16 protein-coding genes are annotated in these 17,250 nt (G+C 55.1%); 9 read left to right on the top strand and 7 right to left on the bottom strand.

Annotated features, from left to right (window positions below; translation table 11 throughout):
* Positions 1–66: 66 nt before the first annotated feature.
* From sdhA to ACXWTF_RS06355, 4 genes are read left to right on the top strand one after another with little or no spacing between them, the layout of a single operon-like run.
* Positions 67–1,779, top strand: coding sequence for a succinate dehydrogenase flavoprotein subunit (gene sdhA / locus ACXWTF_RS06370; RefSeq protein ID WP_461714169.1), 1,713 nt, complete (start codon positions 67–69; stop codon positions 1,777–1,779).
* 10 nt (positions 1,780–1,789) lie between these two features.
* Positions 1,790–2,770 carry a succinate dehydrogenase/fumarate reductase iron-sulfur subunit gene (locus ACXWTF_RS06365; protein ID WP_461714168.1) on the top strand — a complete coding sequence of 327 codons (981 nt, stop codon included), beginning with the start codon at positions 1,790–1,792 and terminating at the stop codon, positions 2,768–2,770.
* Between the two features lie 9 nt (positions 2,771–2,779).
* Complete coding sequence (locus tag ACXWTF_RS06360; RefSeq protein WP_461714167.1) at positions 2,780–3,664, top strand: CoB--CoM heterodisulfide reductase iron-sulfur subunit B family protein; 885 nt, start codon at positions 2,780–2,782, stop codon at positions 3,662–3,664.
* Positions 3,665–3,718: 54 nt separating this feature from the next.
* Positions 3,719–4,495, top strand: coding sequence for an exodeoxyribonuclease III (locus ACXWTF_RS06355; protein ID WP_461714166.1), 777 nt, complete (start codon positions 3,719–3,721; stop codon positions 4,493–4,495).
* An 82-nt stretch (positions 4,496–4,577) separates the two neighbouring features.
* On the opposite strand, the gene ACXWTF_RS06350 is transcribed toward ACXWTF_RS06355, so the two are convergent.
* Complete coding sequence (locus ACXWTF_RS06350; protein WP_345986709.1) at positions 4,578–4,904, bottom strand: hypothetical protein; 327 nt, start codon at positions 4,902–4,904, stop codon at positions 4,578–4,580.
* A 93-nt stretch (positions 4,905–4,997) separates the two neighbouring features.
* Between ACXWTF_RS06350 and ACXWTF_RS06345 the strand changes: the two genes are divergently transcribed.
* From ACXWTF_RS06345 to ACXWTF_RS06325, 5 genes are all read left to right on the top strand, one after another.
* The gene (locus ACXWTF_RS06345; RefSeq protein WP_461714165.1) at positions 4,998–5,480 is read left to right on the top strand and encodes a GNAT family N-acetyltransferase; all 483 of its coding nucleotides are present in this window, start codon (positions 4,998–5,000) and stop codon (positions 5,478–5,480) included.
* 176 nt (positions 5,481–5,656) lie between these two features.
* Positions 5,657–6,490 (top strand): CPBP family intramembrane glutamic endopeptidase, encoded by an 834-nt coding sequence (locus tag ACXWTF_RS06340; RefSeq protein WP_461714164.1) that lies wholly within the window; start codon positions 5,657–5,659, stop codon positions 6,488–6,490.
* On the top strand, positions 6,490–7,773 hold the full coding sequence (locus ACXWTF_RS06335) for a serine hydrolase domain-containing protein (RefSeq protein ID WP_461714163.1): 1,284 nt from the start codon (positions 6,490–6,492) through the stop codon (positions 7,771–7,773). Before ACXWTF_RS06340 ends, ACXWTF_RS06335 begins: the two co-directional genes overlap by 1 nt.
* Positions 7,774–8,008: 235 nt before the next feature.
* Positions 8,009–8,953 (top strand): hypothetical protein, encoded by a 945-nt coding sequence (locus tag ACXWTF_RS06330; protein ID WP_461714162.1) that lies wholly within the window; start codon positions 8,009–8,011, stop codon positions 8,951–8,953.
* Between the two features lie 144 nt (positions 8,954–9,097).
* Positions 9,098–10,150, top strand: coding sequence for a hypothetical protein (locus ACXWTF_RS06325; protein ID WP_461714161.1), 1,053 nt, complete (start codon positions 9,098–9,100; stop codon positions 10,148–10,150).
* Between the two features lie 36 nt (positions 10,151–10,186).
* On the opposite strand, the gene mog is transcribed toward ACXWTF_RS06325, so the two are convergent.
* The 6 genes from mog to aroB are packed head-to-tail and all read right to left on the bottom strand — an operon-like array spanning position 10,187 to position 17,225.
* On the bottom strand, positions 10,187–10,720 hold the full coding sequence (gene mog / locus ACXWTF_RS06320) for a molybdopterin adenylyltransferase (protein WP_461714160.1): 534 nt from the start codon (positions 10,718–10,720) through the stop codon (positions 10,187–10,189).
* A gap of 1 nt (position 10,721) precedes the next feature.
* A complete protein-coding gene (gene bioV, locus ACXWTF_RS06315; RefSeq protein ID WP_461714159.1) occupies positions 10,722–11,234 on the bottom strand; it encodes a pimelyl-ACP methyl ester esterase BioV in 513 nt (170 codons plus the stop codon).
* Positions 11,221–12,864, bottom strand: coding sequence for an AAA family ATPase (locus ACXWTF_RS06310; protein WP_461714158.1), 1,644 nt, complete (start codon positions 12,862–12,864; stop codon positions 11,221–11,223). The genes bioV and ACXWTF_RS06310 overlap by 14 nt, the downstream gene beginning before the upstream one ends.
* The gene (gene mtaB / locus ACXWTF_RS06305; RefSeq protein ID WP_461714157.1) at positions 12,851–14,098 is read right to left on the bottom strand and encodes a tRNA (N(6)-L-threonylcarbamoyladenosine(37)-C(2))-methylthiotransferase MtaB; all 1,248 of its coding nucleotides are present in this window, start codon (positions 14,096–14,098) and stop codon (positions 12,851–12,853) included. The genes ACXWTF_RS06310 and mtaB overlap by 14 nt, the downstream gene beginning before the upstream one ends.
* Positions 14,095–16,173 (bottom strand): mechanosensitive ion channel domain-containing protein, encoded by a 2,079-nt coding sequence (locus ACXWTF_RS06300; RefSeq protein WP_461714156.1) that lies wholly within the window; start codon positions 16,171–16,173, stop codon positions 14,095–14,097. Before ACXWTF_RS06300 ends, mtaB begins: the two co-directional genes overlap by 4 nt.
* The gene (aroB, locus tag ACXWTF_RS06295; RefSeq protein WP_461714155.1) at positions 16,170–17,225 is read right to left on the bottom strand and encodes a 3-dehydroquinate synthase; all 1,056 of its coding nucleotides are present in this window, start codon (positions 17,223–17,225) and stop codon (positions 16,170–16,172) included. The genes ACXWTF_RS06300 and aroB overlap by 4 nt, the downstream gene beginning before the upstream one ends.
* Positions 17,226–17,250 lie beyond the last annotated feature (25 nt).

Below are 17,250 nucleotides of genomic sequence, written 5' to 3'. Positions count from 1 at the left end.
TTTAACCGAAACCTACCCTTTCAATCGCTATAATCTGACGAATATTTACGTTTACGAAGGAAGGTTATGAGTATTCCTATTTATACTTATGATGCGGTCATTGTCGGTTCCGGCCTGGCAGGTTCTGCGGCTGCGAGAGAGCTGCAGATCGCCGGCAAAAATGTCGCCGTCATTACCAAACTCCACCCGCTGCGCTCCCACTCCGGTGCGGCACAGGGCGGTATCAACGCAGCCCTCAGCGATGCCGACAGCATCGAGCTGCACGAATTCGACACCGTCAAGGGTGCGGACTACCTCGCCGACCAGGACGCCGTCGAGCTGATGTGTCAGAAAGCACCGTCAACGATCCGCTGGGCAGAGCGCATGGGAGCGGCCTTCAGCCGTACCGACGACGGCAAGATCGCCCAGCGCCCCTTCGGTGGCCAGTCCTCACCGCGCGCCTGTTTCGCCAAAGACCGTACCGGTCTCACCCTGCTCCAGACGATCTACGAGCAGGCACTGCGCGTCGGCGTTGATTTCATCGACGAATGGTATGCCGCCGACATCATCTATGAAGACGGGAAGGTCAGCGGTGTCGTCGCCTTCAATATTCGTAACCAGGAGAAGGCGATCTTCAACGCCAAGGCCGTCATGTTTGCGACCGGCGGGTACGCCCGCGCGTTCAAGATCAGCTCCAACGCCCACGCCAACACCGGCGACGGTCTCTCCATCGTTGCACGCCACGGCCTGCCGCTGGAAGACATGGAATTCGTCCAGTTCCACCCCTCAGGGCTGTCAGGCAGCGGTATCCTCATCTCCGAGGCGGCCCGCGGCGAAGGCGGTAAACTGCTCAACTCCGAAGGCGAACGCTTCATGGAGCGCTACGCACCGAACAAGCTTGAACTGGCTTCCCGTGACGTTGTCGCCCGTGCCATCATCAACGAGATCCGCGAAGGCCGCGGTGTCGGCCCGCGCAAAGACGCCGTCTACATCGACCTGACCCACCTGGGCAAAGAGAAGATCATGGAGCGCCTGCCGGAGCTGCGCGACCTGGCCATCACCTTCCTCGGCCTTGATATGATCAAGGAGCCCATTCTTATCTCCGCGACGGCGCACTACTCCATGGGCGGTATCCCGGTCGACATCGACGGACACGTCCGCAAGAACAACGACGAGCTCGTCGAAGGCTTCTACGCGGCGGGCGAATGTGCCTGTGTCAGCGTTCACGGGGCCAACCGTCTCGGTGCCAACTCCGTCCTCGAAGCCCTGCTCTTCGGCCGCCACGTCGGCCAGAGTATGGTCGAAGACATCGACAAGCTCTTCCTACGCGAAGCGGAGCAGTCCGCTGCCGATGCCATGATCGAAGAGATGGAACGTATCCTGACCTCCAACGGCAAAGAGACGGTGCCCGGCCTGCGCAACGAACTGCAGCAGAGCATGACGGACAACGCCGGCGTCTTCCGTACCGAAGAGACCCTCTCCAAGCAGGTCGAGATCGTCAAAGAACTGCGCAAGCGCTTTGCGAACATCCGCATCGACGACAAGTCCAAGATCTTCAATACGGACCTCCAGGAAGCGATCGAACTGGGCCACATGCTCGACTACTCCCTCTTCATCGTCGAGAGCGCCCTCGCCCGTAAAGAGAGCCGCGGTGCACACTACCGCGAGGACTTCACAACGCGTGACGACGAGAACTTCATGCAGCATACGATGGCGTACATGGATGAAAACGGCGACATCAGCCTCGATTACATGGCCGTAACGCCGGGTAAATTCGAGCCGCAAGAGCGTACATACTAAGGGGAAGAAGATGACTACGATTACGACACAAACGATTACATTCAACGTTTTCCGCTTCAACTCCGAAACGGACTACCTCCCCCACTACAAGAAGATTGAGATGGAGGTCACCTCCGAAGAGGTCGTCCTCGACATCCTCAACCGTATCAAGTGGGATGTTGACGGCAGTTTCAGCTACCGCCGCAGCTGCCGCCACGGTATCTGCGGTGCCTGTGCCATCAAGGTCAACGGCAAGGGCGTTCTGGCGTGTAAAGAGCGTATGAACGATATGATCGAACTCTTCGGGACCGAACTGACCCTCGAACCGCTCAGCATCAAGCGTGCAGTCAAGGACATGATCATCGACAAAGAGGACTTCTGGGTCAAGCACGAAGCGATCGAGCCCTACCTGATCAGCCATATCGAAGAGCACCCGGAAATGGAGTGTGCGGTCACACCGGCGCAGGCCGAAGAACTGCTGGATTCGGACTACTGTATCCAGTGCGGGCTCTGCCACTACTCCTGTCCGGTCATCGAGATCAACGACGACTTCATCGGACCGGCGGCATTCGCGAAAGCTTACCGCTTCAACGCCGACGTCCGCGACGACGGCATCGACGAGCGTATTGACATCATCAACGCACCGTCCGCCGGGGTCTGGGACTGTGTCAAGTGTTACGAATGTGCGGAGGTCTGCCCCAAAGAGGTTAACCCGATCGAAAAGATCACGAAGCTGCACAACCAGGTGTTCGAACACGGCCGCGCCATCAACAACGTCGCCACACGCCACGCCGTCGGTTTCGCGCACTCCATCAAGAAACACGGTTTCCTGGACGAAGCCGAACTCGTACGCTACTCCGAGGGCACGCTCCCGATGCTGATGAAACACGGCAAGGTCGGATTCAAGATGTTCAAGGTCGGCAAAGTCGTTATGCCGTGGAACATGCCGAAGTCGGACAAACTCGACGAAGTCAAAGCCCTGATCAAATCGTCTTCGACGGTCAAATTCTAAGGATAAGTCATGGAAAAGAAACTCACATACGCCCTTTTTACAGGATGTACCGCCAAGGAGAGTACGCCGGAGCAGCTGATGTCGACGTACGCCGTTGCCGAAAAGCTCGGGATCGAACTCGTAGAGCTTTCCGAAGCGACCTGCTGCGGTGCGTCCCACCTGCAGGACTATGACGACTTCCTCTCACTTGTCCTCAACGCACGCAACATCTGCTACGCCGAGTCCCGCGGGATGACAATGGTCACCATCTGTAATACCTGCCAACTCAACACGGCGATGACAAAACACCGCCTCGATAACGACCCGGAGCTCAAAGCCCGCGTCAACGAAAAACTGGCGGAAGTCGGCCTGGAGTACAAAGGGACGTCCAAGATCACCCACTTCCTCTACGCCCTGATCGACGACTTCGGTCTCGAGACGATCAAAGAGAAGGTTGTCACGCCGCTGAGCCAGTTCAATATCGCACCGTTCTACGGCTGCCACAACATCCGCCCTTCCGAACTGCAGAACGAGACGCACGACAGCGCGGAGAGTGCCTACAACCCGAGTTCCCTCGACGAGCTCATCATCGCCCTCGGCGGTGTCAACGTCGACTACGAGGAAAAGAACAAATGCTGCGGTTTCCACGCCGAGCTTCAGGCACCGCACACGGCGGCGGTTCTGACCGGTAAAGCCCTCATGGGCGCCATGGATGCCAACGCGGACTGGATGGTCACGCCCTGCCCGCTGTGTCACCTGAAACTCGACACCCAGTATGAGCATGCCAGCCACGCCGTCGGCCGCGACGTCAAGATGCCGGTGCTGCATATGCAGCAGATGGTCGGCCTGGCCCTGGGCTGTACGCCGTCCGAACTCGGCCTCAAGCACCACGTCTCCAAGGTCAACTTCGTCTAACGACCACATAGGGCGCGCTTTGCGCCTCCCCCCTGCGCTCACAAGGTACATTTTATGTCCGATACAATCGAAATACTTTCATGGAACGTCAACGGTATCCGCGCCGTCGCCAACAAACAGGCACTTAAATGGGTCGATGAACGCCGTCCGGATATCCTCTGCCTCCAGGAGATCAAAGCCACCGCATCCCAGTTCCCCGATGACCTCTTCGACACGAACTACGCGACACTGACCATCAACAGCGGCGAGCGCAAGGGGTATTCCGGCACGGCGACCTTCTCGCACCTCGTTCCCGACTCCTCGGAGTTCTGCCTCGACATCGACAGCGAACACGAAGGGCGCATCATCCAGCACGACTATGACGATTTCACCCTCTTCAACGTCTACTTCCCCAACGGGCAGAAGGACGAGGAGCGCCTGGCATACAAAATGGCCTTTTACGAAAAGTTCCTCACCTACTGCGACGCGCTGCGCGACGAGGGCAAAAGCATCGTCATCTGCGGCGACGTCAACACGGCCCATCGCGAGATCGACCTGAAAAACCCCAAGTCCAACGCCAAGACCTCCGGCTTCCTCCCCGAAGAGCGCGCCTGGATCGACAAGCTCATCGAACACGGCTACATTGATACATTCCGCTACGTCCACGGCGATATCGAAGAGGAGTACAGCTGGTGGTCCTACCGTTTCAGCGCCCGCACGAAGAACGTCGGGTGGCGGATCGACTACTTCTTCATCTCCGACGACCTCGCCGAACTGCTCGAAGACGCCTTCATCCTCCAGGACATCGAAGGTTCCGACCACTGCCCCGTCGGCATCCGCCTGGCACTTTAAGCACCTCACCGGTTATATAGTTCAATAAATAGTTCTGTGGAGCAGCCCCCGAAAGAGGGCCTGTTTCGTATAAAAGTGCGGGTTAGAGTCTGGTCAGAAGGACGATGACAAACGGGACGGGCGCTTTGGGGGCCTTTGCCGCGTCAAATACCCCGCAGAACGCCTTGGCGACCTCATAGATCTGCGGTATGGTATATTCATGATCATAGGCTTCGTCCAGCACTTCTTTCGTCTTGTCGACAATAATCCCGATCTCGTCGCAGTCGATGTCGTGGGAGTGGATCTCTTTGTCCCATTTGCAGGCGTGGTGAAAGGTATGGAAGTAGGTTTCGATATCTTCGTCACTCAGGTCATCGAGCAGATGGTACTGGCGGACAAAATCGATCACCTCGTGGAGTTTACAGGTCATTATTTTCCTTTTTACGATCGTTGTACTAAAATATGCAAAACATATTCGCGTACACAAAAATTAACATACACTACTTCGATCTAAAGGTGAAAAATGAACATAGAAACCGTCAAAGCAGATTATTCCAGTGACAAGCACAGGGCTGACATACCGATGCTGCTCGACGCCTATGCGCGCGACCCCATGGGTGGCGGGAAACCGTTGGGCATCACGGTAAAAGCCAACCTGGTCACAGAACTCGCCAAACGCCCCTACGCCTTCTCCGTTATCGCCTACGCCGACGGCGAACCGGTAGGACTGGCCAACTGCTTCGAGGCCTTTTCCACCTTCGCCTGCAAACCCCTCGTCAATATCCACGACATCGCCGTCCTTCCAGAATATAGAGGGCTGGGCATCAGTCAGAAACTGCTGGAAAAGGTTGAGGAGATCGCCACGGCCAAAGGCTGCTGCAAAATCACCCTGGAAGTGCTTGGCAACAACGCCGTCGCACAAAACGCCTACAGGAAATTCGGCTTCGCCGCCTACGAGCTGGACCCCGAAGCGGGAAGCGCGCAGTTCTGGGAAAAGAGACTCTGACATGCGCGTTATTGCCCAGGGATTTTACATACAGTAGCTATCCGCTCGGATGACAGACGCCTCGTCTGTCTGCATTTTTTCTAATTCATATGCAGATAACAATACATATGCTAATCTGGCAGGTAGACTGCATTGCAGCAGCAAACAAGTCATTTACATTATTTTCAGAGCCAAAAATGAAACCGGATCTCTCAAAAACAGACGAACATCACATTCCTCTGATCGCCCTCGTACCGTTTTTACTGATCGCGTTCGGACTGGCATGGGGCATTCTTGCACTGTTCATCTTCTTCCCCGATACGGCGGGCACTCTTTTCGGTACACTGACCGGGCGGCACCCGCTCTTTTACCTCGCGGTCTATGCGCCCGCGATCGCTGCAAGTCTTCTCGTCATCTATCATGCAGGAACCGGAGGTTTTCTGCGTTATCTCTCCAGGTTATCGATCTGGCGTGCTTCCCCGGCATGGTATGCCTTTCTGTTTTTGGGGATTCCGCTGCTTTTTTACGCCGGCTCCGCACTCAAAGGCAATCTCGCCTCTGCATCGCTCCCCTTCGCATCCCTGCAGGCGCTTCCGGGCGCTTTGCTGTTTGCGCTGCTCAAAGGGCCGGTCGAAGAGCTGGGGTGGCGCGGTTTCGCACTGCCGCTGCTGCAACGGAAGATGACGCCGCTGGCAGCATCGCTCCTTCTCGGCCTTATATGGGGCTTTTGGCACCTTCCGGCGTTTTTGTTGAGCGGAATGCAGCAGAGCGAGTGGTCATTCGTGCCATTCCTCGCCGGCACCGTCGCGATCAGTGTGATCATGACACCGCTGTTCAATGCCTCGCGTGGCAGTATTTTGCTGCCGGCGTTCGTCCATTTCCAGTTCATGAACCCTCTTTGGCCCGATGCACAGCCCTATGACTCGATTTTCGTCGTCGCCGCCGCGCTTTTGATCGTATGGTTCAACCGCGCCGCCATGCTGACCAAAGATAATGCCGTGACAGCGATTATCCCGCGGGAAAAAGCTTGATGAGCAAAGACACACCGTACCACGGCCGGAAGATACGTCTACGACTTCTTATCCCCTTTTTGCTTTTGCTGATGCCGGCCTGGCACGCTTCGCACCGGGCATTCGCAAAGGAAAAGCCCCGTTCCAATACGTCGTCGGACCTTCCGCACGCCTTTCAAACCGCGCTTGATGACTGCAGGGAAAAGTACGGCTTCCCGGGAGCCACAGCCGCCTACATGCTGCCGGACGGGACACTCAGCGTGGCCGCCACGGGCTATGCCGACGCCGAAACCGCCGCACCGATGAAGGTGCATTCGCGCATGCTTGCCGCGAGTATCGGCAAGACCTTTGTAAGCGCGGCCGCTGTGGCGCTCTCCCTGGAGGGAACGCTCGATTTGGATGCCCCGATATCCCAATGGCTCGGAGGCTATTCATGGTTTGCACGCCTGCCGAACCACGATGCCTTAACACTCCGGTACCTGCTGAACCATCGCGGGGGACTCCCCGACCATGTCCACATGGAACGTTTTACGTCAGCGGTCTCCCGCGAATGGCAGAAGAGAGGCAACCCTTTCCCCCCGGAACGCCTGCTCCGTTTTATACTTGACCGGCCGCCGCTTTTCAACGTCGGCGAAGGGTGGGCATACAGCGATACCGGCTATATTCTCGTCGGTCTGGTGATCGAAGCCGCCACGAAAAAACGCTACTACGATCTCATTGACACACGCTTTCTCAAACCACTCGGGCTGACGCTGACCGGCCCCTCCGACCGCCGTAGGTTGCCGGGGCTTGCTCCCGGATACACGGCCGCTGACAATCCTTTCGGCTTTCCGGGTAAAACAACGCGAACCGACGGTTCAATGCAGTGGCACCCCGGGCTCGAATGGACCGGCGGCGGACTGGTCAGCAGTTCACGCGACCTCGTCCGATGGGGTGCGGCACTTTTTGGAGGAGAGGCCATATCCGGTCCCTATTTGGACATACTTCTGAATGCCGGGCCGATACGCGATGACAGTGCGGATGTCAGCTACGGCGCGGGCATCGTTATCCGTCACACCGGACCGTTCGGCCCTGTTTACGGGCATGACGGCTGGATCCCCGGGTACTGTTCTGCTTTGAGCTATTACCCGGAGTACGGCATCACCGTTGCGCTTCAGATCAACACCGACATCGGGATCGTCGATAAGAGAGGTACCGCAATGCAGGACATAAAAACACGCCTTGCAGACATTGTCATACAGCATACGTCGCGCCGGCCGTCTTCTGCATGCAACAGCAAGAGCAGGTCCGCATCAGATCGCTGAAATGTATGATTAACATCAAAAACGGCTGATAGACCTACATTTTGCTAATCTACCCCCGGATATCGATAATAATCGTGCCTCCATTTTTGTACTACAGCACACCAAAAGCTTTAAAATATTTCATATTGTTATTATTTTTGCAGCTTTTCCTAACCAAAAAAGTTCTATAGTACACTAAAATGTAAACTAATTAATAGTTAGAGCCAAAATATCAAAATAAATCGAGGAAGGATTTGTGTCTCAGATCAAAACTATCCGAGCATTATTTAATAATCTGGAAAAATTAATATTTTCTTCAGATGGCGAGTTCTTACGTTCAGATTCTAATATCCATAATTTAATCAAAGAACTCAGAGGCACAAAAAAATATATATCTGATCTTCAAGCCGAACTTTCACTTGAGTTCTCGAAATCTTATGGAGAAAAAGCTCATGTGTTAGATTACATAATTTTTTTGCACCTTGAACTGTTTCTGATTCTTTCAGAGAAGTTTATGCTAGATAAGAATTCAGAAAAAAACTTGGATATAAACGATGAAACAAAAATAAAATTACGTTTTACATCACTTATGATGGTACATTTAATAAATTCTCTTCTTTCTATAAGGATTCTTTTAGAGAAGGGATTAGATGTTCAAGCAAAACAAATTTTTCGCAGTTACATAGAATATTCCGACCTTTCATTAGCTGTATTAGGTAACGATGAGTTTTATTCAAGCTATCGTCAAATGGGAGATAGCGAAGAAAAGGAACGTGAAGTCTGGCATAAGCTTACAAAGCCAAAATCGTTAACCAAAATATTAAAAAAAATTTATCAGGATATAGACAGTAGTTTAAAACTATGGGAAAGTATTCAAAACATTCGTGATCCTATTTATAATAGATTGTCTGATTACACGCATGGGCATTTTATGGCTGTTTTTTTTGGTGCGACTGACAAGAAAGTCGATGGTGGTGTTGCGCCTAATGCACTAGGTGCAATTACGAAAGACATGGACTATACACTTAAACATTCTATTTTGTATAGTTATTCGTTTATAAAACATGCGATGATAGCCATTGTAATGTACCAAAAGTTGCCATTTATGCAATTTGAAGAAGAAGGAAAGAGATTTGTTATACATTACAAAATGTTAGAAATTTACATGTCTTCATTTTTGCAGTCTTGGGATAAGGATTAAATTACTATGTATATAGCTCTAACAAATCAGAGGAGACCAATCTAAAACCCGCGGGTGGCTTTTTGATTGGTCATTTTAAACGTCAGCAAGTTGTGATTATGATCTTTTAACTACGGAGTAAAAATGTATAAAAGAATGCTAGACATGGCCCTCTCTTCTGTTTTTGAAAAGCATATGGTTCTTATTAAAGCGCTGACAATCTATTTGGTTTTCATGATCATCATAGACTATGTCAATCTGAATAATACAACTGATGTGAATGGTAATCCGGAAGCAGCAAGCCTCTCTCTATTTTTCATCACTGCTATAGCCGGTTGGATTATCTATATCATGGTAGCCATTTCATGCCATAGAATCTTTATTTTGGGCGAAAACAGTATCCCTAAATGGGGATTGTACAAGTTCACGAAAAGAGAGTGGCTGTTTTTGCTCAACGGCATTCTCTTGGGCCTGCTTATAATACTCATCTCTTTTGCAGTTTTCACCTTAGATGCTTCAATGGAAAGTATAGGCTTTATCGTAAGCGCAACTATTATCGGCGTGATATCGTCCATCATTATCTCTCGTGTTTCGTTAGTCTTTCCGGCAATCTCGGTGGACAGAAAAATCACGCTCTCAGATGCATGGTACTTCACAAGACAATACAGACTTTTTGTCTATTTTTCGGTTATTCTGTTTCCCGTGTTGTTTTCATTCGTCTTCGGCTTCGTCTATGGTTTGGCTATTAAACTGATCTCTTCCATTATTCATTACGAACTCTTCTTTTTATACTCCGTTTTAAACATCGTCATTGCCGTCATCACGATCAGCGCACTGTCCGCGACCTATAAAATAATTATCGAAGAACATCCGGAATATTTGGAACCGGACAATAAAGAAGAAGATGAAGCCATACGGGAAACGACCGTCGTCAGCAATGATAAAAACCACAAAATCGTTATACACGATAAAGGTGACATCACCTTTGAAGACTTAAAAGCAAAGCTGATGTCACAGTACTCCCGATTGGGTTTTTCAGATACCGCCATAGATAAACCCGGATCATGGATGATAAAAAATCCGCAAGACAATGACACCTATGTGTTGTTGTCCCATCGCAATGATGAATATATCATTGAGGTTTTTCAGAATGAGATGATTGGCTTTTTGGATCAAATAATCTGTGAGAGCTCCAACAAAGGCATGGACCAATCATAAATCCGATAGAGGATTTATGGTTGGTAAAAACAACTACTATTTCGCCTTCGGCCGGAAGGCCTTGATGACATTCTCGTCCGTCACAAGGTAAGGACCGCCGATCAGGTCGATGCAGTACGGCACGGCCGGAAAGACGGCGTCGAGGCACTCGCGAATGGACTTCGGTTTGCCCGGGAGGTTGATAATGAGCGACTGTCCGCGGATGCCCGCCGTCTGGCGCGAAAGAATCGCCGTCGGGACGTACTGCAGGCTCACCTGGCGCATCAGTTCGCCGAAGCCCGGCATCATCTTGTCGCAGACGTTCTCCGTCGCTTCCGGGGTGACATCACGGGGCGCGGGGCCTGTACCGCCCGTCGTGACAACGAGGCAGCACCCCGCCTCGTCACAGAGCTCTTTCATCGTCTCCTCGATCTTCGCCTGCTCGTCGGGAATACAGCGGTACTCGATCTCGAAACTGCTCGTGAGGTAGTCGTTCATTGTCTCCTGGATCGCCATCCCGGAGATATCTTCGTAGATACCGGCGCTGGCACGGTCCGAAGCGGTGATGACACCGATCTTGATATTGCTCATATTATGCTCCTTGCAAAAAGTGGTTTGCGTCTTTAAAATAGTATAGAGTCGCGTAGGGTGTGAAGAACGCCCGGGCCGCTTCGGCGTCGATGACGGCGTCTTTTCCACCGAGGTAGACCTCGATGCGTACACCGCGTTCCACAACCTCCCGTAACAGCTTTTCGGGCCATGGGTAGCCCAACAGCTCCTCGAGCGCCGCTTCGCCCTCGTCGTAGACGGTGACGTCGCAGACGGGATAAGGCGCGAAACAGCTCTCGATAAAACGCGCCCGGTAGGCCGCGCTGTCGCGTTTGTACCCTTTCATCTGCAGCCGCCTGAAACTGTCGGGCTTGTTACAGAAATAAGCGGGCGAAAAGAGCTGCAGCGTATCAATACGCCAGTCGCTCTGCAGCACGTCGTAGAGCGCCTTGATCGCCCCGTAGCTGAAACCTGCGACTGTGAAATCGTTGTGCTGCAGCCACGGCGCAAAGAAGTCCGATTCGTCTTTGAGACAGAAACCGCTATAAAACCGCATCGATCCGGGCTTTGATCTCCTCTTTGGAGATGCTTTCACGCTCCAAGAGCACATCGACGATAGTGTCGACCAGTGTCGATTTGCCTTCAAGCAGGGTACGGGTCTCCTGCTCGATACGCTCAAGCAGCTGCGGCAGCGCCTCCTGCGGCGGCAGCAGCGAATCACCCATACCGTACTCGAACAGCATCGCTTTGGCGAGGGTCAATGCGGCGTTGATATCCTCTTTGGCGCTGGAGGCGTGTTCACGGTAGCGGATGTCGCACATGATCTTGCCGGCGAGCAGCATGCGGATATGCGATTCGATCTCGTGCCGCATCAGCGGCTCAGAGAGGGCCGGACGGATGCTCTCGCTTCCCAGCATCACTTTCTCAAACGCCAGGTCGAACCAGGTAGCGGCGACGGCTTTGCCTGCAAGATAGGTCGCCCGGCACTCTTTCTGTTCGTCGTTGAGAATAGGCAGGCGTTTCTTGCCGTAGGCGACCTTGTCCTTGACGGCCAGGACGTCCTCCATACGGACATGGATCTGCCGGTTGCGCAGGGAGTGCAGCGCCGCTTCGTTCACCAGGGCAGCCAGTGCCGCTCCGTTGAAGCCGACGGTGATCTCCGCAATCGCCTTGGCGTCTACGCTGTGGGGGATCTTCTCCAGGTATTTGGCGATGATCGCTTCGCGCTCATGCGGGGTCGGAAGGTCGACGAAGATGCGGCGGTCGAAGCGGCCGGCGCGCAGCAGGGCCGGGTCGAGCACCTCGATCTTGTTCGTCGCGGCGATGACGATAATGCCGCTGGAGTCCGTAAAACCGTCCATCTCGGTGAGCAGCTGGTTCAGGGTCGCTTCGCGCTCCTCGTTGCTGCCGCCGTCGCGCACCTTGCCGACGGCATCGATCTCGTCGATAAAGATGATCGCAGGTGCATTGGACGCGGCCGCGCGGAAGAGCTCGCTGACACGTTTGGCCCCCATCCCGACATAGATATGCACAAAAGAGGAGGCACTCTGATAGTAAAAGGGTGCGTTCGCCTCGGCGGCGACCGCCTTGGCGATCATCGTCTTGCCCACACCCGGGGGACCGACCAGCAGCACCCCTTTGGGGAGGCGCGCACCGAAGTGGCGGTAGCGCTGAGGATTCTTGAGGAAGTCAATAATCTCCTCCAGCTCCTCCTTGACGTCGCTGATGCCGCCGATATCGCTGAAGGTGACGTCGGAGACGACCGGCTGGACATGGTAGGTCTGTTCCGGGGCACCGGCTCCCTGGGCAGATTTGACCGGGGCGCCCGGGAGACGGCGGTGCTTCATCCAGTAGCGCAGCAGCAGCGATGCCGCCCCCAAAATAATGATCAGGGTCAAAATGGCGATAACGACGGCCCCACCCTCTTCCGTTTTAACGACGTAGGCATCGAAGGTACCGGCGGGTACCTGGGACTTGATGATGCTGAAACGCCCTTCGCTGCTGCTCAGCAGGTAGGAGCTTTCCCGTTCGACGACCTGCTTCAGTTCGCCCCCGGCAATCAGCGTGTTGAGCTGGTCGCGGCTGATCGGCTTGGTAGTGTCGCGCAGGAAGGCAAAAAGGGTCAGCGCAATGAGCAGCACCGCCGAGGCGGCGATGATCCACTTGGCTTTGTCAGACGACTGCATGGTTGTACTCCTCTGCGGCGGTGGCGGATTCGATCCGGATCCAGTTTCCTTCCAGGTCCGCCTCGCTGTCGATAAGGATCTTGTTGTAGTACTGGTCGTACCCCTGGTAGCGCCCCTCCTCCGTGACGGACTCGACCAGTACGTCCAGGTCGGTGCAGTGTTCGCGGCGGAATGCAAGGTTATTGGCATCTACCAGGGCCGTCAGCTGTGCCAGCCGCTCCTTGGCGACGGCCCCGCTGATCTCGGGCTTCATCGTTGCCGAAGGCGTGCCGTCGCGCTTGGAGTAGGTAAAGGCGTGTACATGCGTCAGCGGCAGCTGCTGCAGATGCCCCCACGCCTCATCCCAGCGCTCCTGCGTCTCGCCGGGGTGACCGACGATAAAGTCCGTCCCCAGCGCGAACCCCTTCGCAGCCAGCTCGGAAAAGAGCTTCAGATCCTCGTCAAACTTGTTGCGGCGGTTCATCAGCTTGAGCATCTCTTTCGAAGTGTGCTGCAGGGCGATGTGGAGGTGACGCTCCAGCCACGGCTCACCCAGGAGCTCCTTGAAGGCATCGGTAATCTGCACCGGTTCAAGCGAACCCAGGCGGATACGGCGTACGCCCCGGATGAGGCTCATCTTCTGCAGCAGCGTGGCGATGGATCGGTTCTCCCCCTGCCCGTAGCTGCCGATGTTGGTCCCGGTAAGGATGAACTCGCCGAAACCGTTGGCGGCCAGTTTGCTCACTTGGTCCAGGATGACCTGCTCGTCGACGCTGCGCGCATCCCCGCGCACAAAGGGGATGATGCAGTAGCTGCAGCGGAAGCTGCACCCCTCCTGGATCTTGATGAAGGCGCGGCTTTTGCCGACGAACTGCTCGACGACGTTGTTGTCGATAAACTCCAGGTCACCCAGTTCGTAAAAGCGGGTCTTGCGCTGCAGCAGTTCGTTGATCTTCGCCTTCTCCGACTGTCCGAAAACCCCCTGGACTTTGCCTTTTTCAAAGAGGGTTTCGCCCTTGGTATGTGCCCCGCAGCCCGTCAGCATGACTTTACGTCCCGCACGCTCCTGGGCGTTGATGTAACCCCGCACGCCGGTATCGGCACCGTTGGTAACGGTGCAGGAGTTGACGACAACGATGTCCGCGGCCGATTCGTCCTCGGTGACGTCAAAATCACTCAACCGCCCCATCATCACCTGTGTGTCAAAGACATTGGTGCGGCAGCCGAAGGTTTTGAAATAGACTTTGGGCTTCATACCGGCTCGCCCTCCTCGGGCATGCTGCGCGGCTGCGGCAGCGGTTCGTTCTGCAGGCGGAGACGCTGGGTCGGATAGGCAATGGTAATGTCATCTTCCTGACCGTAGGCGTCGAGGATCTCCATGGAGATCGTGCTGCGCAGCGTCAGGGTGGCATACGCATTGGTCAGATACCAGGAGCTGATGCGCACCCCGTTCTCTTCCGCGAATGCGTAGATCCGCGGCTCGACGTTCGTATTCTTCAGGTTGTAGCGGCTGCGCAGCTTGTTGAGCTGGTTGCGGGTGATGTCCGTGTACCCCTTGGCGAATTTCCGCGTGATCTCCTTGGCGATGAGCTGCGCCTTCTTGTGGTTCGAGTCGAAGGTGATGGTGATGTCGATCCCGTCCCAGACCGTCTTGAGGGAGACATGGGTGTAGTTGGCGATCATCTCCGTGAAGATGTAGTTGTTCGGGATAAAGATGACCCGCCCTGCCCGGCGGTTGTGCATGTAGGTCGTGAGCGTAATGTCTTCAAGGATGGTGATCCGCAGCAGCGAGATGTCAAGCACGTCGCCGACGTACTGTTTGCCGTCCTTGTCGACACGGACACGGTCCCCGACGTGAATGGAGCCGCCGAAGACGATCACCAGCCAGCCGAGCATGCTCATGAACCAGTCCTTCATCGCGATCGCGATACCGGCGGAGGCGAACCCGAGCACGGTGACGAGGTAACTGACATTCTCGATATAGTTGAAGAGCAGGACCAGGATGATCAGCGAAACGTTGGCGAAGGTGATAACCTTGTTCGCCATGTAAAAGCGTTCGTTGTCGCTGATGTAGCGTTTCGCGATCTGCTTCATGATGAAGAAGATGATGAGGAGGAAAAGGATGATCCCCCCGATGTTGGCCAGCTTGAAGAGCTGCTCTTCGATCGCCTTATTGTTCGTCAGCTCGATCTCTTCAACCCGCTTGGCATAGACGTCCGCCGTATCCTGTAGCGTCGTGTACGCCGTCTGGTACTTGTCCGTCATGGAGTCGAGGCCGGCGATCTGCTTGACGTAGTCTTCGCTGCTGTCGACGTCGGCCAGGCCGACAAGGAGCTGGCGCTGGTCGAGCAGGAGCCGCAGGTAGCGCTTCAGCTCGTCCCCGCGCTTGATGTACTCACTGAGCTGTTCGCGCACCTTCTTGTTGTAGGAGACCCCGGCAAAGATGTCGATGGGGTTGCTGACCTCCGGCGCCGCATCGATCTCCTCGGGTTTGAGCAGGTCCGCAAAGGGGGAAGCGGAGTGCGACTGCAGCAAGGAGAGCTGATCGCTCAAGATCTTCTGCTTCGCCAGCAGGGCGTCGCGCTGCTCCATACGGGCATCGGCATCGTCGGAACGCTCGATGGCATCGATCTGCTCCTGCAGTGCCGCGAGGTCTTTTTTGACATCCAGGTAGGTCAGGTACGCCGTGTAGCTCTTCTGCCAGATGTTGCTTTTGTCCAGTTCGTCCTTGAGGTCCGCCTCCTGTTTGCGCAGCTCGTTGATCCGCGTCAGGCGGGCGTCGGAAAGGTGGGCGATCCGCTGCTGCACCCGGTTGATCGTTTCCAGGGCAAAGGCCGTTTCTTTCAGGGACTGCTGCACCTCGGCAGTGTCCCGCGACGTGCCCAGCAGATCGTTGAGCTCTTTCTGTTTCTGCTGCAGTTCGGTTTTAAGGGTTTCAAGCTCAGCACCCTTTGACTCGTAACCGCTGTACATCTCCGTGTGGATGGAGAGCTGCTCGCTGCTGGGGCGGGTATAGTACTCGACAACCGCCAGGGCGGCGGTGTCGATCCGCTTCAGTTCCGCGTTAAGGCGCTGACGGTCGCGTTCCAGGCGGCGGACCGTATCGGCTTTACCGGCCGCTTCGGCGTTCTGCAGCGCGACATCGGCCTGTGCCAGGCGTTCCTGGAGAACGTGATGGTGTGCGTACGTCTCGATCGCACTGCTCCAGGCAATCGTCGTCTTCTGCTGTTTTAACGTGGCAGACTTCTCCGCAGCAAATGTGACAGAGGGCAGTGCGGCGAAAAGCAACGCCGCCGTACAGATCAGGCTCCCTGCAAGGCGTCCGATCATTGCGCAGCCTCCGCAAAACCGCGCAGGATATCCATCACCGCCTCGCGGGGGATATCACTGCGCATCTCGACGCCGCCAAGCTGCTTGGGCAGAATAAAGGTGATGCTGTTGTCACCGCTTTTTTTGTCGAGGAAGAACGCTTCGTAAAAGGCATCGACATCGGCGATCGCATAACGGACCGGCAGGGCATAGCGCTGCAGCAGCCGCTCGACCCGCTCCGCCTCCGCCGCGTCCATCAGGCCCAGCGCCACGGCCAGCCGGTTGGCCATCACCATCCCGATGGCGACGGTCTCGCCGTGCAGGTAGGTCGTGTAGTTCGTTTCATTCTCGATAACGTGGCCGAAGGTGTGTCCGTAGTTCAGCGCCGCGCGCAGTCCCCGCTCCTTCTCGTCCTGGGCGACTACGGCCGCCTTGGTCTGGACCGAACGGGCCACCGCCTCGGCGAGCTGTTCGGGCTGGGTAAGGTCCGCCGTCTCGAGCCAGGCGAAGAATTCGGCATCGAAGGTGACGGCCATCTTGACGATCTCGGCGACCCCCGCGGCGAATTCGCGCGGCGGAAGGGTTTCGAGGAAGTGGGGGTCCGCATAGACGGCGATGGGCTGGTGGAAGGCCCCGACGAGGTTCTTGCCGTAACGGTTGTTGATCCCAGTCTTGCCGCCGACGCTGGCATCGACCTGGGAGAGCAGCGTCGTCGGGATCTGGACAAAATCGATCCCCCGCTGGAAGATGCTCGCGGCAAACCCGGTCATGTCGCCGATCACACCGCCGCCGAAGGCGATCAATACGGAACTGCGGTTGAAACGCGCCTCAAAGAGCGCTCCGAGCACCGTCTCGATGCTTTCCCAGTTCTTGTACTGCTCGCCATCAGGAAGCGTGATCACTTCCACCGCCGGTGCTTCGAGGCGCGCAAGCAGGTACTCCAGGTGCAGCCCGGAGACCGTCGGGTTGGTCACGACGGCGACTTTTTTGTCAAAGGTGAGCGCCGGCAGCGCGTCAATATAGATCTTGTATGAAGTATCAACAGTCTTTTTGAGATCGATGTTTACGGTCATTCTCTATCCGAAAAAAAATTAGTGA

The organism is Thiomicrolovo sp. ZZH C-3 (genome assembly GCF_054862725.1).
This window is presented reverse-complemented; position numbering and strand designations above follow the sequence as displayed.